Source organism: Streptomyces sp. SID9727 (assembly GCF_010550605.1).
In the GTDB taxonomy this organism is placed as follows: Bacteria; Actinomycetota; Actinomycetes; order Streptomycetales; family Streptomycetaceae; genus Streptomyces.
Genome location: NZ_JAAGNI010000056.1, coordinates 1 through 22,368, shown reverse-complemented (window position 1 = coordinate 22,368; position 22,368 = coordinate 1). Strand labels below are relative to the sequence as shown.

The 22,368-nt window shown below is 73.9% G+C and carries 20 protein-coding genes and 2 pseudogenes; 7 read left to right on the top strand and 15 right to left on the bottom strand.

Features of this window, described 5'->3' with window-relative positions; translation table 11 throughout:
• The 3 genes from G3I41_RS03215 to G3I41_RS03205 form a co-directional block, all read right to left on the bottom strand.
• Complete coding sequence (locus tag G3I41_RS03215; RefSeq protein ID WP_164398782.1) at nt 1-756, bottom strand: maleylpyruvate isomerase family mycothiol-dependent enzyme; 756 nt, start codon at nt 754-756, stop codon at nt 1-3.
• Nucleotides 757-799: 43 nt separating this feature from the next.
• Nucleotides 800-1,171, bottom strand: coding sequence for a hypothetical protein (locus G3I41_RS03210; protein WP_164398781.1), 372 nt, complete (start codon nt 1,169-1,171; stop codon nt 800-802).
• Nucleotides 1,172-1,250: 79 nt separating this feature from the next.
• On the bottom strand, nt 1,251-2,474 hold the full coding sequence (locus tag G3I41_RS03205) for an MFS transporter (RefSeq protein ID WP_164398780.1): 1,224 nt from the start codon (nt 2,472-2,474) through the stop codon (nt 1,251-1,253).
• 154 nt (nt 2,475-2,628) lie between these two features.
• Here G3I41_RS03205 and G3I41_RS03200 point away from each other — a divergent pair, with 154 nt between their 5' ends.
• A complete protein-coding gene (locus tag G3I41_RS03200; RefSeq protein ID WP_164398779.1) occupies nt 2,629-3,843 on the top strand; it encodes an ROK family protein in 1,215 nt (404 codons plus the stop codon).
• Between the two features lie 242 nt (nt 3,844-4,085).
• Here the strand turns inward: G3I41_RS03200 and G3I41_RS03190 are convergent, their stop codons facing one another.
• The 5 genes and pseudogenes from G3I41_RS03190 to G3I41_RS03175 form a co-directional block, all read right to left on the bottom strand.
• On the bottom strand, nt 4,086-4,667 hold the full coding sequence (locus G3I41_RS03190) for a DUF4865 family protein (RefSeq protein WP_164398778.1): 582 nt from the start codon (nt 4,665-4,667) through the stop codon (nt 4,086-4,088).
• A gap of 45 nt (nt 4,668-4,712) precedes the next feature.
• A pseudogene (locus G3I41_RS36640) lies at nt 4,713-4,841 on the bottom strand (cupin domain-containing protein); the annotation flags it as partial.
• Nucleotides 4,842-4,901: 60 nt separating this feature from the next.
• A complete protein-coding gene (locus G3I41_RS03185; protein WP_164398777.1) occupies nt 4,902-5,477 on the bottom strand; it encodes a TetR/AcrR family transcriptional regulator in 576 nt (191 codons plus the stop codon).
• Nucleotides 5,478-5,556: 79 nt separating this feature from the next.
• Nucleotides 5,557-6,075, bottom strand: coding sequence for an ATP-binding protein (locus tag G3I41_RS03180; RefSeq protein WP_343242045.1), 519 nt, complete (start codon nt 6,073-6,075; stop codon nt 5,557-5,559).
• Between the two features lie 186 nt (nt 6,076-6,261).
• Nucleotides 6,262-6,603, bottom strand: coding sequence for a hypothetical protein (locus G3I41_RS03175; protein WP_164398776.1), 342 nt, complete (start codon nt 6,601-6,603; stop codon nt 6,262-6,264).
• Between the two features lie 228 nt (nt 6,604-6,831).
• Between G3I41_RS03175 and G3I41_RS03170 the strand changes: the two genes are divergently transcribed.
• Nucleotides 6,832-7,968 (top strand): PLP-dependent cysteine synthase family protein, encoded by a 1,137-nt coding sequence (locus G3I41_RS03170; protein WP_164398775.1) that lies wholly within the window; start codon nt 6,832-6,834, stop codon nt 7,966-7,968.
• 4 nt (nt 7,969-7,972) lie between these two features.
• Here the strand turns inward: G3I41_RS03170 and G3I41_RS03165 are convergent, their stop codons facing one another.
• Both G3I41_RS03165 and G3I41_RS03160 read right to left on the bottom strand, forming a co-directional pair.
• Entirely contained in the window at nt 7,973-8,425 is a 453-nt protein-coding gene (locus tag G3I41_RS03165) for an SRPBCC family protein (RefSeq protein WP_164398774.1), read from the bottom strand.
• Between the two features lie 49 nt (nt 8,426-8,474).
• Nucleotides 8,475-9,311 carry a DeoR/GlpR family DNA-binding transcription regulator gene (locus G3I41_RS03160; RefSeq protein WP_164398773.1) on the bottom strand — a complete coding sequence of 279 codons (837 nt, stop codon included), beginning with the start codon at nt 9,309-9,311 and terminating at the stop codon, nt 8,475-8,477.
• Between the two features lie 154 nt (nt 9,312-9,465).
• Here G3I41_RS03160 and G3I41_RS03155 point away from each other — a divergent pair.
• Nucleotides 9,466-11,834 (top strand): annotated as a pseudogene (locus tag G3I41_RS03155) (hypothetical protein); the annotation flags it as partial.
• Here the strand turns inward: G3I41_RS03155 and G3I41_RS03150 are convergent.
• The 3 genes from G3I41_RS03150 to G3I41_RS03140 all read right to left on the bottom strand — a co-directional run bounded on the left by G3I41_RS03150 (nt 11,807) and on the right by G3I41_RS03140 (nt 15,827).
• Entirely contained in the window at nt 11,807-14,224 is a 2,418-nt protein-coding gene (locus G3I41_RS03150) for a right-handed parallel beta-helix repeat-containing protein (protein WP_164398772.1), read from the bottom strand. The pseudogene G3I41_RS03155 and the gene G3I41_RS03150 sit on opposite strands and share 28 nt — an antisense overlap.
• 299 nt (nt 14,225-14,523) lie before the next feature.
• Nucleotides 14,524-15,123 (bottom strand): hypothetical protein, encoded by a 600-nt coding sequence (locus G3I41_RS03145; protein ID WP_164398771.1) that lies wholly within the window; start codon nt 15,121-15,123, stop codon nt 14,524-14,526.
• A 227-nt stretch (nt 15,124-15,350) separates the two neighbouring features.
• On the bottom strand, nt 15,351-15,827 hold the full coding sequence (locus G3I41_RS03140; protein ID WP_164398770.1) for a DUF6643 family protein: 477 nt from the start codon (nt 15,825-15,827) through the stop codon (nt 15,351-15,353).
• A gap of 603 nt (nt 15,828-16,430) precedes the next feature.
• On the opposite strand from G3I41_RS03140, the gene G3I41_RS03135 reads away from it, so the two are divergent.
• Together G3I41_RS03135 and G3I41_RS03130 are read left to right on the top strand one after the other, a co-directional pair.
• The gene (locus G3I41_RS03135; RefSeq protein WP_164398769.1) at nt 16,431-17,537 is read left to right on the top strand and encodes a DUF5954 family protein; all 1,107 of its coding nucleotides are present in this window, start codon (nt 16,431-16,433) and stop codon (nt 17,535-17,537) included.
• A 124-nt stretch (nt 17,538-17,661) separates the two neighbouring features.
• Nucleotides 17,662-19,008, top strand: a complete 1,347-nt coding sequence (locus G3I41_RS03130) for a TerD family protein (RefSeq protein WP_164398768.1) — start codon at nt 17,662-17,664, stop codon at nt 19,006-19,008.
• 21 nt (nt 19,009-19,029) lie between these two features.
• Here the strand turns inward: G3I41_RS03130 and G3I41_RS03125 are convergent, their stop codons facing one another.
• Complete coding sequence (locus tag G3I41_RS03125; protein WP_164398767.1) at nt 19,030-20,202, bottom strand: glycosyltransferase; 1,173 nt, start codon at nt 20,200-20,202, stop codon at nt 19,030-19,032.
• Nucleotides 20,203-20,260: 58 nt separating this feature from the next.
• Between G3I41_RS03125 and G3I41_RS03120 the strand changes: the two genes are divergently transcribed.
• Together G3I41_RS03120 and G3I41_RS03115 are read left to right on the top strand one after the other, a co-directional pair.
• Nucleotides 20,261-21,043: an aspartate/glutamate racemase family protein gene (locus G3I41_RS03120; protein WP_164398766.1), complete on the top strand. Its 783-nt coding sequence runs from the start codon at nt 20,261-20,263 to the stop codon at nt 21,041-21,043.
• 69 nt (nt 21,044-21,112) lie between these two features.
• A complete protein-coding gene (locus G3I41_RS03115) occupies nt 21,113-21,676 on the top strand; it encodes a hypothetical protein (RefSeq protein WP_164398765.1) in 564 nt (187 codons plus the stop codon).
• On the opposite strand, the gene G3I41_RS03110 is transcribed toward G3I41_RS03115, so the two are convergent.
• On the bottom strand, nt 21,624-22,368 hold a 745-nt coding region (locus G3I41_RS03110; RefSeq protein WP_164398764.1), incomplete at its 5' end, for an O-antigen ligase family protein. The genes G3I41_RS03115 and G3I41_RS03110 overlap by 53 nt on opposite strands.

Here is a 22,368-nt window from a genome sequence, read left to right as displayed (position 1 = left end):
TCAGGACCAGGTGATCGAGGAGTTCTCGCGCCAGATCCGCGCCGGCTCCTCGTCGCCCGTCACCGTCAGGGCGGACAGCGGGAGCCGGTTCCACAGGGCGAGGTAGAGCGTCCCGGCCGGCGCGCTCAGCTCGCAGTCCGCGGAGGACGCCCCGGCCGGCGCCTCCTCGCGCACCGCCGTCGGCGGCTCGGCGGACAGCCGTACGGTCCACGCCGTGTCCGTGTCCGTCGCCCGGACCCGCAGCGTGCACGGGGTTCCGGTGCGCACCCGGCTCTTCGGGCGGGCGTGCATCCCCCGCAGCAGTTCGTCGATGCCGTCCAGCGCGAGGGCGGGCGCGACGGGGGAGAGGCCGCCGCCGCGCGCGGACTCGGCGTCCACCCGGTGGATCGTCGTCTCATGGGCCTGGCGGCGAGCCCAGAAGGCGAGCGGTGAGGGCGCGGGGAGGAACGACCAGCACTCCACGTCCTGCGGCGCGTTCTCCAGCGCCTCCACCAGGAGCCGGTGTCCTTCGCGGAAGCGGGCCAGCAGATCCGCTCCGTCCAGCTCCGGTTCGCCGCCGTCGGGGACGTACGAGGTGTGCCCCTCGCGTACGAAGGCGGCGGCCCAGGCGTGCACCATCGCGGTGTGCCTGAGCAGATCGCGTACCCGCCAGTCGGGACAGGTCGGCACCGGGGCCCCGGTGCCCGCCTCGTCGGCCGCGTCCGCCAGCAGGCGTCCCTCGGCGGCCAGGGCCGCTATGTGCTCCGTGATCTCCATGGCCGGATTGTGCCACTCGGGCGGGCCCCGGAGCGCAGGCCGGTCAGGCGCCCTGGGGGCGGACCGCACGGTTCCGGCGGGCGCCGCCGCGCACCAGCCGTACGAACCAGCCCAGCGCCAGCGACTGCACCAGCACGGACACCGTCAGCGCCAGGTACATGAACCAGGCGGGGCCGAAGGACTCCGCCCCGACCGCCGAACCGCCGAGCAGGAACACGAAGACGGTCGGCGCCGCGAGCAGGAACAGCCAGACCCCGGCGAACGAGGCGTCCTCGTGGGCGGTGAACAGGGTGTCCAAGGCGACCAGGACGGCTGCCGCGACCACCGCCCCCAGGTAGAGCAGGGACGCGGCGTTCCCGAAGGTGAGCCGGACGAGCGCGCGGATCGTCCGCCCGCTGAGGGTGGGCCTGTTCATGGTGTGCTCCCCGTGGATGGCTGTTCCTCCATCGTGTGCGCGGGGAATCGTTCCTGCCTGAGTACCGCTACTCATCCGGTCAGGTGTGCGCCGCCTTGCGGGCGCCGTAACCCAGGGCCGCCGCCGCACCGGCCAGCACCGCCACCGTGGTCAGGGCCACCGGCAGCGAGAACCAGTCGGCCAGGAACCCGATCGCGGGCGGCCCGAGCAGCATGCCGCCGTACCCGAGCGTCGAGGCCGCCGCGACCCCGCCGGGTCCGGCCAGCTCACCGGCCCGTCCGACCGCCACCGGGAAGATGTTGGCGAGGCCGATCCCGGTGACCGCGAAGCCGAGCAGGGCCAGCCAGGCCGTCGGGGCGAGCGCGCCCAGGAGCATTCCGGCGGCGGCCGTGGCGCCGCCCGCCACCAGCGTGCGGGTCTGCCCGAGCCGTTCGAGGAGGGCGGTACCGCTGAGCCGGCCCGCCGTCATGGCCAGCGCGAACAGCGAGTATCCGGCGGCGGCCACCCCGGGGCGGGCGCTCAGGTCCTGTTCCAGGTGAAGGGCGCCCCAGTCGGCCAGCGCGCCCTCGCCGTACGCGGTGCAGAGCGCGATCAGGCCGAACAGCAGCACCACCCGGCGCGCCCGCCCGGACAGCCGCTGCCCGGACCGCCCGGCGGGCGTCGCGTCCACCTGCTCCGGCGCCACGGGCGCCGGGTGCCGCAGGAGGACCGGGCCCGCGAGCGCGGTGACGACCAGTCCGATTCCGGTCAGGAGGGAGAGGTGGACGGAGGGTGAGAGGCCGCCCGCGACGAGCCCGCCGAGCCCCGCGCCGAGCATCCCGCCGAGGCTGAACGCGGCGTGGAAGCTGGGCATCACGGGGCGGCGCAGGGCGGCGACCAGGTCCACCGCGGCGCTGTTCATCGCCACGTTCGCCCCGCCGTACGCGGCACCGAAGAGCAGGAGCACGAGCCCCAGCGACAGGGCCGAGTGCGTCCGGGCGGGCAGCGCGATGCTGAGGGAGAGGAGTACCGCGCAGGCCACGGTCACCGCGTGGCTGCCGAACCGGCGGCAGAGCCGGCCGGTGAGCGTCATGGTGACCACGGCACCGGCGGAAACGCCGAGGAGTGCGAGGCCGAGGGTGGCGGCCGAGGCGCCGGTCTGGTGCTTGATGGCCGGGATGCGGACCACCCAGCCGGCGAAGAGGAACCCGTCGAGGGCGAAGAACACGGTCAGCGCGGTACGGAGACGGGCCGACGAGAGCGGGGCGGTGTTGCCGCCAAGTCCCCCCGGGAGTGCCGTCCGCAGTTTGTTTAGTTGCGGCACAAACTCAGCATAGGGGCGGCCGGGCGGCCGGTGCAAGACCGCTGCCCCGGCCGGCCCGAAGCGCTGGGCCCGGAGTGCGCGGGGGCCCGTCACCCGGGGCAAGTCGGCCACCACGGAGTCGGGGCAACCTCCGGATCATGGGAGACTCGCCCCCATGAACGGCAAGGCGACCACCACCCGGACGAAGTTGGAGAGGGGCCGCAGCGCGCTCGGACCCGCCCTGGAACTGGTCCACACCGGACGCGCGCCCACGCGGGCCGTCCTCACCTCCGAGCTGGGGGTCACCCGCGCCACGGCGGGCGCGGTCGCCGCCGAGCTGGAGGCCCTCGGCCTCATCCGGGTCGACTCCAGCCCCGGTTCGGCGGCGGGGTCGCAGGGCCGGCCCTCGCACCGGCTCGCCGTACGGGAGTCCGGTCCGGTGGCCGTCGCCGCCCAAGTGCACGCGGACGGCTTCCGCGCCGCGCTCGTCGGCCTCGGCGGCCGGCTCGTCGCCACCGCCCCCGGCTGCGTCACCATCACCGCTGACCCCGCCCAGGTCATCGGCGAGGTCGTGGACCACTGCGCACGGCTGCTCCGGGACAGCGGACTGCGGTGCGTCGGGGCCGGGCTCGCCGTGCCGTCGGCGGTCGCCGAGCCGGAGGGCACCGCCCTCAACCCGCTCCACATCGCCTGGCCCGCCGGCGCCCCGGTCCGCGAGATCTTCGCCACCTGCGTACGCGAAGCGGGCATCGAGGGGCCGGCGTTCACCGGCAACGACGTCAACCTCGCCGCGCTCGCCGAACACCGGCACGGCGCCGGGCGCGAGGCCCAGCACCTGCTGTGCGTCGCCACCGGGCACCGGGGCGTGGGCGGGGCGCTCGTTCTCGACGGCCGCCTGCACACCGGGAGTTCGGGGCTCGCCCTGGAGGTCGGCCACCTCACCGTCAATCCCGAGGGACGCCCCTGCCATTGCGGGGGGCGCGGCTGCCTGGACGTCGAGACGGACCCGCTCGCCTTCCTCACCGCCGCCGGGCGCACCCCGGGCCCCGAGGAGTCGCTGCTCAAGCAGTCCGGGGACCTGCTGCGCAACGAGTACGGGGACCCGGCCGTGCGCACCGCCGCCGAGGAGCTGATCGACCGGCTCGGACTGGGGCTCGCCGGTCTCGTCAACATCCTCAACCCGGACCGGATCATCCTCGGCGGGCTGCACCGCGCCCTGCTCGACGCCGACCCCGAGAGGCTGCGGGCGGTCGTGGCCGACCGCAGCCTCTGGGGCCGCAGCGGGAGCGTGCCGATCCTGCCCTGCACCCTCGATCACAACAGCCTGGTCGGTGCGGCGGAACTGGCCTGGCAGCCGGTCCTGGACGACCCGCTGGTGGCGCTGGCCTGAAGCGGTTGCCGGGGATCTCCGGGACCGTCGTGTCACCGCCCGGCAGCAACTGCCCGGTGGGCCCCGCCCCGGCCGGCTCCGTCAGGTCCTCCGGCAGCCGCCAGTCCGTCGCGCGGTCGGCCCGCGACGGTCCGCCGAAGCCAGGCAGGCGCCCGCCCTCGCCGCTCCCCGCTGCACCGCCCCGTCCGGGGAGCGGCCGAGATGGTCGGGGATCACCCGGTGCGGCGGGACGCCCGGCTCCCCTACCACTGGCGTCCCCTCCTGATCCGGTCCTGCTCGGGGTGGCTGAGGTGGAGCACCTGGAAGCGCTCGCCGGGCGCGGCCGGGGCGTCGTGGTCCCAGAGCGTGAAGTGCAGGAGCTCCCAGTGGTGCGGATCGGCCGCCGACGCGGAGGCCACGGCGCCCGGCGATTTCGCGAGCCGGCGGCTTTCCTCCACGGCCGCTTCCACCGCGTCCGCCGGGGAGGCCGACGCCGGTACGGGCGAGCGGTGCAGGGTCGCCGAGCGGGCGAGTGCGGACGACGCGGGCCCCTCCTCGTACGAGAGCCCGGCCCAGTGCCGTACCGCGGGGCGTCCGAAGTCCTGGACCACGCCCTGGAACCCGGAGCCCCAGAGGAAGGCGTTCATGCCCTCGGGCCGGGTCCAGAGGTAGAACGGCGCGTACTGGTTGACCGGGGAGTCCCCGCCCCGCACCCGCATCAGATACGCCTTGAGCCCAAGGCCCGGGAAGTCGTCCAGGAGGTGCCCCCTGGTCGCCACCCGGTGGCGGATGACGCCCATGTCGTAATCGGCGGGAAGGGTGATCCTGTACTGCATGGCATGCATGGGGCTCCTCAGGGCGCCGGGTGGTCGGGCGACGACGGTGTCGGTGTGCCAGTGGACGGTGGAGCCGTCCTCGGCGGCCTCGACGGCGGCGAGACGGGTCGTGAACGTACGCGGGGACGCGCCGCGCCAGTGCCACTCGTCCGGCTCGGTCGACCCGGTGTCGCCGGCCCGGACGCGGTGTCGGGACGGTTCCCGGTGAAGCGCATGTGCGGCTGCTCCCGAAGCGGTCGGTGGTCAGGCGGGCGGGGCGAGCAGGCTGAGCAGCCCCCGTACGCCCGCGTCGAAGGCGTCCGTCGAACCCGAGGCGCGGGCCAGCACATAGCCGCCCTGCACTGTCGCGACGATCGAGGCGGCGATGTCCTCGGGCACCACGCCGGAGGCGAACTCACCCCGGTCGACGCCCTCGCGGACGATGCCGGCGAGCCTGCCGCGCAACCAGGCGATGGTCTCGTCCACCGGCTCCCGCAGCTCGTCGCTCGCGATGATGTCCGGGTCCATGGTCAGCCGCCCCACCGGGCAGCCGCGCAGCACGTCGCGTTCCCGCAGCAGATAGGCCGAGATCCGCCCGTACGCCGATCCGGGCGCGTCGAGCGCGAGCTCCGCGGCTTCCCGCAGCTCGTCGGCCGTTCGGCGGATGGCGGTGAGGGCCAGGTCCGGCTTGCCGGTGAAGTGGTGGTACATGCTGCCCTGGCCCACCCCGGCGTGCCGCTGGATGGCCTTGGGGCTCATGCCCACGTAGCCGCGCTCCCACAGGAGCTCACGGGTGGCTTCGATCAGACGGTCCGGAGCGCTCATGCCGACACTGTACATACTAGTAGGTACAGAAAGGGGGCGGCTGTCGCGCACACGTGAGCGGGGCACCCGGATCGGGTGCCCCGCTCACGTCGTGTCAGCCCACCACGGCCGACCGCGAAGCCGACGGCGGCGAGCCGTCCAGATGCTTGAGGACGCTCAGGTCGAACGGCCCGTCGGTGGTCGCCCCGTACACCACATGGGACGGCGGGGCGAGCGGGGCCGGGGCGGGAAGCGTGAACCACACGATCTTCCCCGCGCCGCCCCGGGGGCGCACCCCCCAGCTCTCGCTGACCGCGGCGATCAGCGCGAGCCCGCGCCCCGACGTACTGGAGTCGTCGGCCTCGCGCACGGTCGGCAGCCGTGGGTCGTGGTCGTGGACGGACACCGTGAGCCGTTCGAGCAGCAACTCGATCTCGACGGTGCATGACTTGTCCGGCTGCGCGTGCCGGTGGACGTTGGTGAGGAGCTCGGTGACGCCCAGCGCCGTCTGGTCGATCAGAGAATCGAGATGCCAGTAGCGCAGTTGCGCCGAGATGATTCTGCGGACCTGACCGATCCGCGACGGCAGGGCCTGGAGCTCCACCGTGCAGTGCCTGCTTGGCTCGCTGATCACGGCTGCGACTCCCCGAAATAGGTCCGGAAGAAGACGGAGGAACGGATCCAGCACATGGCTCGCTGCTGAGTCCGGGCCGGCGGCCTGGATCACAGTGTCACCGCCGGTACACCATGAGTGACGTGACTCCAATGTCGCTCAGGGCATACGGCTCCGCAACTCGCGGTGTCCCGCGCCCCACCGGACTCAGGAGCGGCGGCCTCCCGCGCTGTACAGCGCCTCCAGGAACCGGTGCGAGGGCGCCGCGTCACCGGGTTTGCCGTCCGGCCGCCGCATCGTCAGCCGGTACCGCCTTCCGTTGACCCGCGCCACCGCGGCGTCCGCTCCCGAGAACCACGGTCTGCCCGCGCTCACCGTGCCCACCGGAGCGCTGTCGATCTCCCGCCCGTAACTCGTCAGGAGGGCCACCCGGCCGTCCCTCACGGTCACCTGCCCCGCCCTGGTGACCGAGCGTGCCCACCGGTCGATGCGTACACCGGTCGCACTGAACTCCGTCACAGCCGTCGCCCTGAACTCCGTTTCCGACATGGCCCCTTCGCCCCCTTCGACGTACCTCTGAGACGAAGTGTGCCCATCCCGGAGCGTGCACACCAGAGCGGGACGGTACGTAAACGGCGCATTCGGGCCGTGCGGGGGCGCAGGGGGACCGACCGCGACACCAAGGCACTGCTATGGACCATCAAAGTCAACGTTTGTGCAGGTGGGGGGCATATCGTGGGCCCCGCCGAGACCGGTCGTACGAGGAGAAGCGCGCAGATGGACACCACTGAGCACGGGCACGGCGGGGCAGCCGCGCCGACCGTCGACATCGACCGTTCCGATCCGGCCTACCGCGCCTGGCTCAAGGAGGCGGTCCGCAAGGTCCAGGCCGACGCCAACCGCTCCGCCGACACCCATCTGCTGCTCTTCCCCCTCCCGGAGAGCTGGGGCATCGACCTCTACCTCAAGGACGAGTCGACCCACCCGACCGGGAGCCTCAAGCACCGGCTGGCGCGTTCGCTCTTCCTCTACGGGCTCTGCAACGGCTGGATCAGGCCGGGCAAACCGGTCATCGAGGCGTCGAGCGGTTCGACCGCCGTCTCGGAGGCGTACTTCGCCAAACTGATCGGCGTTCCGTTCATCGCCGTCATGCCCCGCACCACCAGCCCGGAGAAGTGCCGGCTCATCGAATTCCATGGCGGGCGCTGCCACTTCGTGGACGACTCCCGCCGGATGTACGAGGAATCGGCACGGCTCGCCGCCGAGACCGGTGGTCACTACATGGACCAGTTCACCTACGCCGAGCGGGCCACCGACTGGCGGGGCAACAACAACATCGCGGAGTCCATCTACCAGCAGCTGAGGCTCGAACGCTATCCCGAGCCCGCCTGGATCGTCGCCACCGCCGGCACCGGCGGCACCTCGGCGACCATCGCGCGCTACGTGCACTACATGCAGCACGACACCCGGATCTGCGTGCCCGACCCGGAGAACTCCTGTTTCTTCGACGGCTGGACCCACCACGACCCGCACGCCACCAGCGACTGCGGCTCCCGCATCGAGGGCATCGGCCGGCCCCGCATGGAGCCCAGCTTCGTCCCGGGCGCGATCGACCGGATGATGAAGGTCCCGGACGCGGCGAGCGTTGCCGCCGTGCGCGCCCTGGAACGCGCCATCGGGCGCAAGGCCGGCGGCTCCACCGGCACCGGCCTGTGGAGCGCCTTCAAACTGATCGCGGAGATGGTCGCCCGGGGCGAGCGGGGCAGCGTCGTCACCCTGATCTGCGACCCCGGCGACCGCTACCTCGACAAGTACTACTCCGACTCCTGGCTGGCCGCGCAGGGCCTCGACATCGCCCCGTACACCCGGACCATCGACCGGTTCCTGGCGACCGGCGGCTGGCCGGAGGCGTGAACCCTCAGCCGGGCCGGCCCGCCGGGCGGTCCAGCATGGCGTCGAGCACCCGCCCGAACACCCGCTTCCCGGCACCGGCCAGCACCGGGTCGGCCCAGTGCGGCAGCAGCCGTACGCTCAGCTCCTCCACCCACACCACATGGGAGCCGGCCCGGTTCGGATACACGTCGATGGACGCGCGGCCCCGTACCACCCGGCCGCGCTTCTCCAGCCGGCACATCCCCGCCCGGCTCCCGGCCGGTGGCGACCAGCGGACCACTTCCATCGGATCGTCGAACGCCAGCGGGCCCACCCCGGTGCGCGCCACGAACACCGTCCCGACCCGGCTCGGCAGCCCCGTCGGCACCGTGATCGTGGTCAGCGGCACCTGCGCGGCATGCCGCTCCCAGTCCGTCACCCGGCGCCAGGACTCGGCTGCGGGCAAGGAGGTGAAACGTTCGATCCGGAACACGGCCACACCGAGATCCTAGGGCGTGGAGCCTTCGCCGCGAGCGGAGCGGAATGCCTCAGCCCTCGGCGGGCCCCTCGTCACCCGCCACCAGCAGCCCCGGCAGACGCTCCTCGATCTCCGCCCGTGCCCCGGCGGGGAGCCCCGCGTCCGTGACGAGCGTGCTCACCTCGTCCAGCGAGGCGAACGAGCTGAGGCCCACCGTGCCCCACTTGGTGTGGTCGGCGACCACCACCACCCGGCGGGCCGACCGCACGAACCGGCGGTTCGTCTCCGCCTCCGCGAGATTCGGCGTGGACAGCCCCGCCTCCACCGAGATCCCGTGGACCCCGAGGAACAGCACATCGAAGTGGAGCGCCGCGATCGCCCGGTCCGCGACCGGGCCGACCAGCGAATCGGACGGCGTACGCACTCCGCCGGTGAGGACGACCGTCGCCGCACCCGGCCGGCCGCCCGGAGCGGCGCCGGGCCGCTGCGCCGCGTGGAACACGTCCGCGACCCGCACCGAATTCGTCACGACCGTCAGGTCCGGCACCTCCAGCAGGTGCTGGGCCAGCGCGTACGTCGTGGTGCCCCCGGACAGGGCGATCGCACTGCCGGGCACGGCCATCGCGGCGGCGGCCCGGGCGATGTCCTCCTTGGCGCTGAGCTCCAGCGTCGACTTCGCCTCAAAACCGGGCTCGTGCGTGCTCGCCTCGACCACCGGGACGGCACCGCCGTGCACCTTCTCGATCACACCCTGCCGGGCCAGCGCGTCCAGATCCCGGCGGACGGTCATGTCCGAGACGTTCAGCTTCCGGGTCAGCTCGTTGACCCGGACTCCGCCGCGCCGGCGCACCTCGTCAAGGATCAGCGCGCGCCGCTGCTCCGCGAGCAGATTCTGATTCTCGCTCAACGCCGGGCCTCGCCCTTCCGTCTGGCCGTACAGGAGTCCGTATCGACGGACTCATCCTGCCACGCGCGGTGTCGCCGGCCCCCGCCCGGGGGACATTCGTCAGTAACGGTGACCGGCCATCAGCCGCCTTTCCCCCTGCGAGAGCGAGACGCACGTGCCCCCTCCCACCCCTGCCCCGCGCAGTCCCGGTCCCGCGCTGGAATTACTGGTCCACGGCGTGGGCGGGACCACCCCCCAGGAGATGCTGGCCGACCCGCGCACGGTCCGGGTCACCGGCGACACCACCGCGGCCATCTACCGGCGCTCCGCCGACATCGACGCCGAACAGCACCCCGAGAGGTACCGCGAGAAGCCCATCGCCGAGGCGTACTGCTGGTCCAACCTCACCTCCGGCAACGGCTCCCGCGCGCTGTGGCTGCTGCTGCTCCCGTTCATGGTGATCAACCTCGCCCACTGGATGCGCCCCACCGCCCGGCGCCGCCCCCGCGCGGTCCGGCTGTACGGCGTCCTCGTGCGGCTCATCGCGCTCAGCCTCACCGTGCTCCTGACGGCCGCCGCCTGCGAGGTCGCCCTCGACCTCACCGCCTGGCAGTGCGCGGGCGTCGCCGCCTGCTCCGACAAGCGCTCCTGGCTCGGCTTCCTCTCCGCCGAGCAGGGCGGCTGGTGGTCCCAGCCCGGCCGCCGCCTCGCACTGGCCGCGCTGGTGCCGACCGCGCTGGTCGGGCTGCTCTGGTTCCTGTCCAACCGCACCTGGAGCGCCTACGAGTCCCAGCGCCCGCTGACCGAGGCGGACCCGGAGGACATGGGGGACGACGGTCCCGCGCCCACCGCCCACCCGGTCCGCCCCGCGCTCGGGCGGCCCGGATTCTGGTACGGGCGCCGCCTCGTCGCCCGGCTGCGCGCCGCGCACACCGCGGCCGGCTTCCTCACCGTCACCGCGGCCGTCACGGAGGCGGGCGCCCGCCACGACCGCGCCGTCCCCGGACCGGTCGCCCCGCTCCTCGGCCGGCTCATCGAAGGGGCCCTCGCCGTCGGGCTCCTCGTCGTGCTCTGGGTGGTCTGCCGCCGCGGCCGCAGCGAACGGCGCCTCGACAACCGGCTCGACCGGGCGGTCATCACCTGGCTGCCCGGCGCCGCGCTGGCCCTCCTCGTCCTCGCCGCCGTCCACGCCGCCTGGCCGCGCCCCGGCTGGACCTCGTCCGGGAGGCTTCCCGGCGACACCACGCTGTTCCGGGCGGTCAGCGTCGCCGAGGGCATCCTGGTGGTCCTCCTCGCGGCGATCTCCCTCTACCTGTACCGGTGCTGCCCGGAGCCGCGCACCGTCCTGCGCGGCCTCGGCGGACCGGCCGTCGCGATGCTCGCCTGTGCGCTCGGCGGCGTGATGACCGGCGGCGTCGCCCAGCGCGTCGCCGACTGGCTCGACGGACCCGGCAGCCCGGGCATGGGGCGCAGCGCGTTGATAGCGGGTCCACCGGTGCTGCTCAGCTGGCAGGCGTCGGTCATCCCCGCCCTCCTCCTGCTCCTCCTGGTGCCGGGTGCGGTCCTCGGCGTACGGACCTGGCTGGCTGCCCGCAGGCTGGAGGCCGTGGTCGACGCGGAGTACGGGGAGCCGTTCCCGGACCCGGCCCGGACCCAGCGGATCGCCCGTATCCGGGCCACGGCCGCGCTCACCGACTCGGCGCCCGGCATGGTGGGGATCGTCTCCGGAGCCACCCTGTTCCTGGGCGCGGGGGCGGTGGCCGGGTCGTGGGCCACCGGCGAGGTCCCCGGGCTCGCGCTGGACGGCAGCGGCCCGTTCGTCGAATCAGTGGCCGAGGCGGCCCAGTCGACCGGCTCCTGGCTGATCGGCTTCGGCTTCCTCGTCTTCGTCGCCTGCGGGAGACGGGCCTACCGGGACGCGTCCGCCCGGCGCACGATCGGCATCCTCTGGGACGTCGGTACGTTCTGGCCGCGCGCCGCCCACCCCTTCGCCCCGCCCTGCTACGCGGAGCGCGCCGTGCCCGACCTGGCCTCCCGCATGTCCGGCTGGACCGGCCGCACCCGGGGCCGGCTCGTCATCTCCGGCCACTCCCAGGGCAGCGTGCTCGCGGCCTCCGCGGTCTGGCAGCTGCCCGCCCGCACCCGCTCCCGGGTCGCCCTGCTCACGTACGGATCGCCGATCGAACGGCTCTACGCCCGCTGGTTCCCGGCGTACTTCGGAGCCGGGCAGCTCCACGGGCTGCACCGCTCCGTGCACTGCTGGCGCAATCTGTGGCGGGCCACCGATCCCATCGGCGGCGAGATCCGGCTCGGCGAGGACTCCGGTCCCGAGGTGGACCGGGGCCCGCTCAAGGACCCGCTGGTCTACGGACGGACGCCCGAGCACCCGCTGCCCGAGCCGGTGCTCGGCCACTCCGACTACCAGGCCGACCCCGTCTTCGCCGAAGAGCGCGCCGCCCTCCTGGAACGGCTCGCCCCCGTGCTGCCCCAGCAGGCGGAACCCGTCGGCGAGGACGTCAGGGCAGTTCCGGGAGGTCCTCCGGATACAGCAGAGTGAGGTCGTCCGTGCTCGGCTCCGCGAGCTGGGCGACCCGGCCGGCGTGCCGCTCGACCATCGACTCGAAGGTCTGGCGAGCGGTGCGCCCGTTGCCGAAGGCCGGCCCCTTGGGCAATTCCGCGAAGTACTTCAGCAGCGCCTCACCGGTGCCCGACGCCAGGTGGTACTCGTGCTCCTGGGACTGCTGCTCGACGATCCGCAGCAGCTCGGAAGGCTCGTAGTCGCTGAACGTGATGGTCCGCGAGAAGCGGGACGCGACCCCGGGGTTGACCGTCAGGAACCGCTCCATCTCCTGGGTGTACCCGGCGACGATGACCACCACCGCGTCCCGGTGGTCCTCCATCAGCTTCACCAGCGTGTCGATCGCCTCCCGGCCGAAGTCCCGGCCGGAGTCCTCGGGCGACAGCGCGTACGCCTCGTCCACGAACAGCACCCCGCCGCGCGCCCGGTCGAACGCCTCCTGCGTGCGGATCGCCGTGGAGCCGATGTGCTCACCGACCAGGTCGACCCGGGACACCTCGACCAGATGGCCCCGCTCCAGCACCCCGAGCGCGGCCAGGATCTCGCCGTACAGCCGGGCCACCGTCGTCTTGCCGGTGCCCGGGGAGCCGGTGAAGACCAGATGGCGGCGGACCGACGCGGCCTTGAGACCCGCCTCCCGGCGCCTGCGCCCCACCTCGATCATGTCCGTGAGCGCCCGCACCTCCCGCTTGACGCTGTCCAGGCCGACCAGTGCGTCGAGCTCGCCCAGGACCTCCCCGGAGGTGCGCGCGGGCTCGGCGGGCGGCGCCGGTGTCACGGGGCGCGGGGCGGGGACGGAACCGAGCAGTCCGGGCGAGGTCTGCGTGGCCGTCAGGACCGGGGCCGGCGGGGGAGTGGCGGTGCGCAGCCCGCTCTCGTCGGTCGTGCAGTCCTCCACGACCGGCCCCCCGCCGCCCTCCGGGCCGGTGCCCTCGGGGAACTCGTAACCGCCGCGCGCGCACCGCTCGGTGCGGCACCGGGCGAGCGTCGTCCGGCAGCCCTCCATCACATGGAAGCCGTACCCCTCGCTGCCCGTGACCCGGCAGCCGTTGAACGTCCCCCGGCCCTCGGCGGACACGTAGAACCCGGCTTCGGCGGGGGAGGTCACCGTGCACCGCTCGATCACCGGGTCGGCGCCCTTGGTGACGATCACGCCCGTCTGCACGGCGTCGACGGTGCAGTTGTTCAGGGTGCCGCCGCTGCCGTGGTCCCGGAACCAGGCGCCGGTCGACGCCTCGCGGATCCGGCAGTCGTCCAGCTGCGCGGTCGCCCCGTCGCTGACCGAGACCGCGGTGTTGCGGACCTGGGAGAGATCGCTGTCCACGACATCGGCGCGCGAGCCCCGGTCGAGGACGAACAGGGCGTCCGGCACGTCGTGGACCCGGCAGGAATCCAGTATCACCGTCGCCCCGTCGCTGACCCAGACGGCCGGGTAGTCGCCCGTACTGTCGTGGATCTCGCACTGGTTGGCGTCGACCCGGGTGCCGGGGTCCCACACCGAGAGCCCGTTGCGGCCGAAGCGGCGCACGGTCGAGCGGGTCAGCGTCAGCACCGCCCGCGAACGCAGATCCACCGCGTTCTCCGGGATGTCGTGGATGTCGCAGTCGGCGAGCGTCAGCACCGCGTCGGTGTCCAGCGTGACGCCGTCGGCCGAGGTGCGGTGCACCGTGCAGTCGGTGAGATGGGCGGAGGCACGGGCCGTCACCTGGATTCCGCTGCCCTTGATCTCGTACACCTCGCAGCCCAGCGCCTCCAGGCCGCTGGCCTCGCCGGTGACGGACAGGCCCGCGCCCGAGGCGTGGTGGACCCGGCAGCGCTCCAGCCGGGGGTGTCCGCCGTCGCGCACGGCGATCCCGGACTGCCCGGCCGAGACGATCTCGCACTCCTCGAACACCCCGCCCGCGCCGTCGAGCACGGCGATGCCGACGCCGGCCGGATTGTCGACGGTGCACCGGCGCACGGTGGGCCGGGCCGCGCCGCGCACCTCGACGCCGGCCGCCGAGCGGGTCACGATCCGCACGTCCGCTATCTCCGGCGCGCCGTCCTCGACGAGCACGGCCGGGGCCGCGGAGTCCTGCCCCTCCACGTGGAGGTCCTGGACGACGGCGGAGGCGCGCAGCGTCAGCGGAACCCCGTCGGCGGGGGCGATGCGCACCGAGCCGACGGAGCCCTCGGGGCCGCGCAGCGTGACCGCGCGGGCGATGACCAGGTTCTCCCGGTAGGTGCCGGGCGCGACGGTGAGCACATCACCGTCCGCCGCCGCTTCGAGCGCCGCGGTGAGGGAGGCGTATTCGCCCGTGCGGCGCCGCCACCGCGATGTGCCGGTGTGCGTCACCTGGACCGTGCCCTGTGCCATGGCGCTGTCGTGCCCCCGCCTCGTGCGTGTGTGATGCCCGTGTCACCGGCCTCGCGGCAGCGACCAGCCGGGGTCCGCCTGCCGGAGAGCGACGGGCGGGCCGGTCCACCGTAGCGCGCGCGGACGCCGGGAGTTGACCCGATGCGCAGGTCCCGGAGCCTGCCGCCCGGAACACGACCGTGTATCCGTGCCGGACACCGCGCCACTCCGGGGCCTGATCCAGCCCACCCGCCCAGGGCCTGTCGTCAGACCGCCGCCTGCCGCGCGGTGCCGGTCCGACGACACCCCCTCACAAAGCCCTACTGGCTGCCGGTGCCCGTCCTGCCCCAGTCCGGGCCGACCGCCGCCCAGGCCCGGTCGATCCGTGCGTACCGCCGCCCTGTCATGCGCCGGAGGATCAGGCGGCGGACGCACTCGATCAGCAGGGCGGACAGCATCGCGGCTCCGAAACCGGCGAGCACGGCATGCGTGTGCGCCGTCGGTATGTCCATCGGCCGGAGCGCGGGGTCGCCCGCGCGGTCGGTCCAGATCCGGACCCGGGCTCCCGGCGCCGCGTTGCGCGAGGCGGTCGTCACCGTCGCCGTGCGGGCCGCGCCGTCCGGGGTGCGCCACCGGGCCACTACGTCGGTCCGTGTCAGCGAAGTGCCGGATATCTCGGGGTCGGTGACATGAAGGGCGCCGGCCGCCCGCCGCACCACGACGGCCGTGGTGAGGTGACGGTCCGCCCGCTGGGTGCGCACCGACGCCTGGAGCGCCGCGTCCGTCCGGGCCCCGCAGAGCCAGCCGACCGCCGGGGCCGCCAGCACCAGCATCAGGAAGGCGGCCAGGGCCAGCCACGCCTCGCACCGGTCCGTCGCCCGGCGCAGCGGATTGTGCCGCCAACGCCAGACACCCGCCATCGCTCGCACAGTCCCCGCACCCCCTTCCGCACCCGTCGCCACCCGGTACGGTGCCGTCCACACGCCGGGGCCGCGCGGAGCGGGCGGCCCACCGTGCTCAACGCGCGGCTCGCCCCCGTGAGTTCCCGGCGCCGCGGGCCGGCCGCGCGGAACGCGGAACGGCGCACGGGCCCGTGTTGCCGGGCACCCCGCCCCGGGCCGTGCGCCGCCTGATCCGAGCGAAGGCCCTAGTAGCCCCGGCCGCCCTGGTAGGGCCGGCCGTACGGGTCCTCGTACGGGGACTGCGCCGGGACGGGCCGGGGCGCGGCGGGGCGCATCGACTCGTAGCCCGACGTCGGCGCCGGGCGCTGCTGCTGCGGCGGGGGTGCCTGGTACACGCCGCGGCCACCGGCCGGCTGCTGGGGGATGTACGGGGCCGGCGCGTGCTGGAGCTGCGCGGGCTGCATCGGTGTGTAGCCCTGCTGCGCCGCCGGCTGGGGGTAGCCGTAGGACTGCTGGGGCTGGGAGGGGGCCGCGGGAAGCGCCGGCAGGGCCGACGGGAGCGCCGGCAGATAGCTGTTGCCGGTGTCGTAGGCGGCGGGCACTCGGATCGGCGCGATCTGAGGGGTGCCCCGCTCCGCGACGAGGGAGTCGTAGATCGGGGTGTCGGCAAACGACGGCGCGGCGTAGTAGCCGCCACCGTAGGTGGAGCGGGGGGAGGTCATGACACCTAAGTTAAGCCCACGATGTGCAGATTGGGGAGTCCCAATTTTATGGTCATCGGATTTACCCTCACCCTACCTGTCTGACCTGCTGAAACATCGTTGTCTTCCCAGGCCCGTATCCAGAGGAATCCCCCCTTGATTCACCGCCGATCCATGACTCTCATTCCGGTGCTCTTCGCGCTGGCGCTCACCTCGTGCGCACCGGACTCGACCGCCCGGCCCGAATCCGGCCGCGAGGCGGTGAGTGAACGGCTGGCCTCGGCCGACGACGCGCCCTACTCGGCCGCAATCTCCGCCCCGCCACCTCGGTCGACGCCGAGGCGTGGATCGACGAACAGGGCCGCGTCGTACGCGTATGCCAGCGGATGCACTTCGCGTCCGGCCCCGACATTCGGGCGTCACTCGAACTCACCGATTTCCAGAGCGCCATTCGCGTGAGCGCGCCCACCGGTCGGCAATGAGGCACCGGGAGGAGCGAGGCCGGGCCCTGAGCCTCACCCTTCGTGGGCCCAAGGCGGCAACATGGCGACCCTTGTGGGCACTTACGGTGGATGGTGCGGCGAAAGCCGCGTACACGCCACCGGTTGACGCCAGCATGACGCCATGAACGAACACGGTGTGCGCCCCGCTTCCCGGCCGGTGCTGGTGAGGATCCCGGTGGAGCCCGTCGAGGCGGCCATCGAGGCCGACGCCTTCGACGCGGCATCGCGCAACAGACTGGCCGTCCGCGGCCCGCTGTTCGGCGTGGCGTCACGGTCTGAGGACGACGGACAGCGGTGGCAGGTGCTCGTCCCGATCACGAACGGCTGCCCCCAGCAGGCCAGGGACGATCTTCAGTCGAAGCTGTGGTTCCGGGCCAAGGACGAGGCCCGGACCGAGGCGGAGCGGCGGGCCCTGCTCGGCGCGGTCGCGCGGCTGGAGACCGGGAAGCCGTCCGAGGTCCACGTCCGCGGCACGTGCTACCGCGTGGTGCGGGCCGAGGAGTACGCGGGGCTGGACCCCGACGGAGGCTTCGAACCGCCGCGCCCCACCGACCCCGAGCCCGCCGTGCCCGACTGGACCCGCGCCACGGACACCCCCGGGGTCGACGCCGGACTGGTCCTGGACCCGGACGCGCCCGTGACACCCCTCCAGGCGGCGGAGATGCTGGCCATGCGCTCCTTCGCGTATCAGGGGAGCAGATACCCCGACGACGTCCTGCGCGACTCCGCGCGCGCCGTGGACACCCATCCCGACGTCCTGCTCCTGCCGGCGGCCTTCATGGTCGTGGAACGGACCGGCGACGAGCGGTGGGGAGTCGGCGGCGGCCTGCACGCCACCCCGCACGACGCACGGCGTGCCCTGGACATCTCGCTGACCTGGCTCGGACCCCGGCAGACGGGCACCATCCCCCTCACCGCCGGCACGGAGGTGGACGCGCGCAGCGTCGTCGCCGAGGGCACCCACCCCGCGCTCGCCGAGTTGAGGGTCCTGGCCGAGGCGGCGGACCGGCTGCGCGCGGGCCGGGTCGACGAGGTCGAGGCCGGCGGCACCGCCTACCGGATCGCCCGCTCACGGCGTCTGCTGCGCTGGGGGCCGGACGGCCCGGAGAGCCAACGCCCGTCCGACGTCACCATGGTGGAGCCGATGGCCCTCCACCCCCGCCTGGACGCGAATGGCGTCGTCCACAACGGCGAGGAGGGCACGCGGCCGGAGGACACCGCCACCTGAACCGGTGACGAGGCGGCGGGCGCCGCGTCCACCGTTGCCCCGGCGCCCGTACCCGCACCTCGGTGGGTCCCGGGGCGGCGCCGGCAGTAGGTTGACCCGGAAAGGTCTCGGAAGCGGACTCGTGATGGGGGCGAGCATGACCATGCAAAAGGGAACCAATGTCCCAGTGGCGGCCCAGGCCGTGCGTGTCGAACTGGGGTGGCGCACCGCCCCGGGGACACCCGATGTGGACGCCTCCGCGCTTCTCCTCCTCGGCTCCGGCAAGGTGCGCAACGACGGCGACTTCGTCTTCTACAACCAGCCGGCCCACTCCTCCGGCGCGGTGCGGCACGAGGGCAAGCGCAACGCCGGCGGCGCGGCGACCGACACCCTCGCCGTCGACCTGGCGCGGGTGGAACCGGCCATCGACCGCGTGGTGCTGGCCGCCTCGGCCGACGGCGGCACGTTCGGCCGGGTGAGCGGACTGTACGTACGCGTCCTGGACGCGTCGAACGGCGCCGAACTCGCCCGCTTCGACAGCTCCGACGCCACCGTGGAGACGGCCTTCATCCTCGGCGAGCTCTACCGGCGGCAGGGCGCCTGGAAGTTCCGGGCGGTCGGCCAGGGCTACGGCTCCGGGCTCGAAGGGCTCGCCACGGACTTCGGCATCTCCGTGGACGAACCCCAGCAGCCGCACACGGCCCCCCAGCCCCAGCCGCCCCACCCGGCCACCCGGGTCACCGCGACCCCGCCGCCTCCGCAGTACCCGCAACCGCAGCAGCCGACGCTCGCCGCACCCATGGCGCCCCCGACGGCCCCGCCCGTCCCCCCGGCACCGCCCGCCACCCAGCCCGTCCGGCTGACCAAGGTGACGCTCACCAAGGAAGCGCCGTCCGTCTCGCTCACCAAGCAGGGCGGCACGTCCGGCGCCATGCGCGTCAACCTCAACTGGGAGGTGCGCAAGCAGTTCAAGGGCTGGGGCAGCAAACTGGGCCGGGCCGTCGCCAACCACTCGGACCTCGACCTCGACCTCTGCGCCCTGTACGAGCTGACCGACGGCCGCAAGGGAGTCGTCCAGGCCCTGGGGAACGCCTTCGGCGCGCTCCACCAGCCGCCGTTCATCCACCTCGACGGCGACGACCGCACCGGTGCCGTCTCCACCGGAGAGAACCTGACGATCAACCTCGACCACAAGGCGCAGCTCCGCCGGGTCCTGATCTTCGTCACCATCTACGAGGGCGCCCGCAGCTTCGCCGACCTGCACGCCACCGTCACCCTCCAGCCCCAGCACGGCGCGCCGATCGACTTCTCGCTGGACGAGTGCACGGTCCCCTCGACCGTCTGCGCCCTCGCGCTCATCACCAACACGGGGAACGACCTCACCGTGCAGCGCGAGGCCCGCTACCTGGTGCCGCAGCGCGGCGTCAGTCCGCAGCGCACCATCGACCACGCGTACGGCTGGGGCATGAACTGGACCCCGGGCCGCAAGTGACCCGGCCCGGATGTCACTGAGTCACTGATCCGGTGCGGCCTCGGGACGGGCGTACGTACGCCCCTTCCAGGCCGCACCGCGCCCCCGGTAGTGCTGCACCGCCGAATCGACGGTCATCAGCAGGTACAGCAGCGCGGTGAACGGCAGCAGCGGGGCCAGCCACAGCGACTGCCGGTAGTAGGCGAGCATCGGCAGGTACGTCCCCGTCATGACGGCCCACGCGAGGCCCCCGGCCCACGCCGCGACCGCGCCCCCGCCCAGCGCCCCGGCGGCCAGGGTCACCGGCGGCGCGAGGTAGACGAGCGCCAGCCCAAGCACCGTGGCCAGCAGCACCAGCGGATTGTGCCGCAGCTGGGCGTACGCGCTCCGCGAGACCATCCGCCACAGATCGGCCAAACACGGATACGGGCGCACACTGTCCACCCGGTCCGCGAGCCCCAGCCAGATCCGGCCACCCGAGCGCCGCACCACCCGGGCCAGCGACACGTCGTCGATCACGGCCTGCCGGATCGAGCCCGGCACCCCGGCCCGCACCGCCGCCTCCGTCCGCAGCAGCACACAGCCCCCCGCCGCGGCGGCCGTCCGTCCCCGCTTCCGGTTGATCCACCGGAACGGATAGAGCTGCGAGAAGAAGTAGACGAAGGCCGGCACGACCAGCCGCTCCCAGACGCTCGCCACCCGCAGCCGCGCCATCTGCGAGACCAGGTCGAAGCCGCCCGACTCCGCCGCCGCCACCAGCTCCCGGAGGCTGTCCGGCTCGTGCGCGATGTCGGCGTCCGTGAGCAGCAGGTACTCCGGCTCCCGGGCCCTGGCCAGCGCGATCCCGTGGCGTACCGCCCAGAGCTTGCCCGTCCAGCCGGGCTCGGGCTCGCCCGGCGACACCACGGTCACCGGCAGGCCCCCGTACCGCACGGACAGGGCGCGGGCGACGTCCCCCGTGCCGTCCTCGCTGCAGTCGTCCACGAGGAAGACCTCGGCACTCCCCGGATAGTCCTGCGCCAGCAGGGACGGCAGGCTCACCGGCAGCATCGCGGCCTCGTCGCGCGCCGGCACGACGACGGCGACCGAGGGCCAGCGCTCCGGGGCCGCCCGGCTCGGCAGCCGCTGGTCGGTGCGCCAGAAGAACCCCTGGCCCAGCAGCAGCCACACCCATGCGACAAGCGAACCCACGGCGATCCAGGCAACGGCGCTCATTGGCGGAAGTCTGCACCACTGAGCGGGGACCGCAAGGGCGGTCGACTATGGTGACCGGGTGAAGATCGCGCTCATGGACTCCGGAATCGGACTGCTCGCCGCCGCCGCCGCGGTACGCCGGCTGCGGCCGGACGCCGATCTGGTGCTCTCCTCGGACCCGGACAACATGCCCTGGGGCCGGGCCCCGGAGGGCGTCAAGGCCCACGCGCTCGCGGTGGCCAGGGCCGCCGCCGCGCACCGGCCCGACGCGCTGATCGTCGCCTGCAACACCGCCTCCGTGCACGCGCTGGAGCTGCTGCGCGCCGAGCTGGAACCGGGCCTGCCCGTCATCGGGACCGTCCCCGCGATCAAGCCCGCCGCCGCGGCCGGCGGCTCGGTCGCGATCTGGGCGACCCCGGCCACCACCGGCAGCCCGTACCAGCGCGGACTGATCAGCGAGTTCGCCGGGTCCGCCGCCGTCACCGAGGTGCCCTGCCCGGGCCTCGCCGACGCCGTGCAGTACGCGGACGAGGGCGCCATCGACCGGGCGGTCGCCGCCGCCGCCGCGCTCACCCCGCCCGACGTCCGGGCCGTCGTCCTGGGCTGCACCCACTACGAGCTCGTCGCCGAGCGCATCCGCGAGGCCGTCGGCGGTCCCGGCCGGCGCCCGATCGCCCTGCACGGGTCCGCCGGCGCCGTCGCCGCCCAGGCGCTGCGCCGCATCGGCGCCGAACCCGCTCCGTCGGCCGAACCCTCCTCGTCCATCGCGGTCATCCTCAGCGGACGCGTCTCGGAGCTGCCGCAGGCCGCCCTGGCCTACGCGGAAGGGCGCGGACTGGCCGCCGTCGGCTCCGTCCACTGACCCACGGACGGCCGTGCCGGCGGGCTCGCGCCCGTCCCCGGACGCCCGTTCTTCAGTACGCTGCTCGGCATGAGGGAGCACCCCGGAGAACCGAAGCGCACCGGAACCGGCACCCACTCGCAGGTCTGGGTCGGCCGGGCCACCAACCGCACCCAGTGGGTCCTCGCGGCCCTGGGAGCCGCCTGCCTGGCCCTGGGCATCCAGCTCGCCGTCAGCTCCAACTGGACCTCGGGCATCGCCCCGCTGCTGATGTCGGTGATCGGCTGCGTCGCCGCCGGCCTGCTGATGCTGTTCGGGACCCTCGCCTTCGTGAACGTCGCCGTCCGCGTCGACGGCGACGCCCTGGAGGTGCGCTGCGGCCACATGGGGCTGCCGCGCCGCCGCATCCTGCTCACCCATGTGGTGGCCGCCGACTTCACGCCCCACGTGAACCCCCGGCAGTGGGGCGGCTGGGGCTACCGCTGGCGCCCCGAGAAGGGCACGGCCGTCGTCGTGCGCCGGGGCGAGGGGCTGGTGCTGCGGCTCGGAGACGGCCGCACGTTCACCATCACGGTGGACGACGCCGAGGCGGGCGTGCGGTTCATCCGGGCCCGGCTGCACCTGCCGTCCTCGGGCTTCCCGGCCGGGGCCTGATCCCGTCCTCCCCGTCCGCCTCGCCGTCCGGCCCGCAGGGCTCGCCCGCGCCGATCGGCCGCCTGGCCGACGCGAGCCCGGCCAGCAGCCCCGCCCCCGCCGTCACCGGCGTGAAGCTCAGCGCGTTGCCCACGCTCGCCAGCACGGCCAGCGCCGTGAGCGTCGCGCCCGCCGCCAGGACCACCGCCGTGGACCGGGGCGAGCGCCACAGCGCGTACAGCAGCCAGCCGAACGAGGCGCCCAGGAGCGCCACCCCGACGATCCCCTGCTCGGCGGCCTGCTGCCACGGCGCCGAGTGCGGTTTCCCGTCCGAACCGAGGCTGTGCCGCACGGTCGGGCTCAGCTCGTCGAACCGGCCGGGGCCGACGCCGAGCACGGGGTGCCGGGCCGTCAGGCGGGCGGCGTCCTGCCACAGCTCGACCCGGTTCCGGGTGAGCGGGCCCTCCAGCGAGACCGTGAGCCCCTCGGGCAGAACCTCCTCGGCCATGGCCCACGAGGCTCCGACGACCAGCCCGGCCACCAGTGCGAGGGCACTCAGCCCGAGCAGCCGACGCCGCGTCCGGGAGGCGGCCAGCGAGCACACCAGCACCCCGAGCGCCGCCGCGAACCCGGCCACCGAACCCAGCGCCGGCGAGACGCCCGCGGTGCCCAGCGCCAGCAGCCGCAGGGCCGTACGCGGCCCCCGCCGCCCG

Bases quoted from the DNA above. Each gene is read 5' to 3' on its own strand.
- G3I41_RS03215 (WP_164398782.1), bottom strand. From the start codon at position 756: ATGGAGATCACGGAGCACATAGCGGCCCTGGCCGCCGAGGGACGCCTG.
- G3I41_RS03210 (WP_164398781.1), bottom strand. From the start codon at position 1,171: ATGAACAGGCCCACCCTCAGCGGGCGGACGATCCGCGCGCTCGTCCGG.
- G3I41_RS03200 (WP_164398779.1), top strand. From the start codon at position 2,629: ATGAACGGCAAGGCGACCACCACCCGGACGAAGTTGGAGAGGGGCCGC.
- G3I41_RS03190 (WP_164398778.1), bottom strand. From the start codon at position 4,667: ATGCATGCCATGCAGTACAGGATCACCCTTCCCGCCGATTACGACATG.
- G3I41_RS03185 (WP_164398777.1), bottom strand. From the start codon at position 5,477: ATGTACAGTGTCGGCATGAGCGCTCCGGACCGTCTGATCGAAGCCACC.
- G3I41_RS03175 (WP_164398776.1), bottom strand. From the start codon at position 6,603: ATGTCGGAAACGGAGTTCAGGGCGACGGCTGTGACGGAGTTCAGTGCG.
- G3I41_RS03170 (WP_164398775.1), top strand. From the start codon at position 6,832: ATGGACACCACTGAGCACGGGCACGGCGGGGCAGCCGCGCCGACCGTC.
- G3I41_RS03150 (WP_164398772.1), bottom strand. From the start codon at position 14,224: ATGGCACAGGGCACGGTCCAGGTGACGCACACCGGCACATCGCGGTGG.
- G3I41_RS03145 (WP_164398771.1), bottom strand. From the start codon at position 15,123: ATGGCGGGTGTCTGGCGTTGGCGGCACAATCCGCTGCGCCGGGCGACG.
- G3I41_RS03140 (WP_164398770.1), bottom strand. From the start codon at position 15,827: ATGACCTCCCCCCGCTCCACCTACGGTGGCGGCTACTACGCCGCGCCG.
- G3I41_RS03135 (WP_164398769.1), top strand. From the start codon at position 16,431: ATGAACGAACACGGTGTGCGCCCCGCTTCCCGGCCGGTGCTGGTGAGG.
- G3I41_RS03130 (WP_164398768.1), top strand. From the start codon at position 17,662: ATGGGGGCGAGCATGACCATGCAAAAGGGAACCAATGTCCCAGTGGCG.
- G3I41_RS03125 (WP_164398767.1), bottom strand. From the start codon at position 20,202: ATGAGCGCCGTTGCCTGGATCGCCGTGGGTTCGCTTGTCGCATGGGTG.
- G3I41_RS03115 (WP_164398765.1), top strand. From the start codon at position 21,113: ATGAGGGAGCACCCCGGAGAACCGAAGCGCACCGGAACCGGCACCCAC.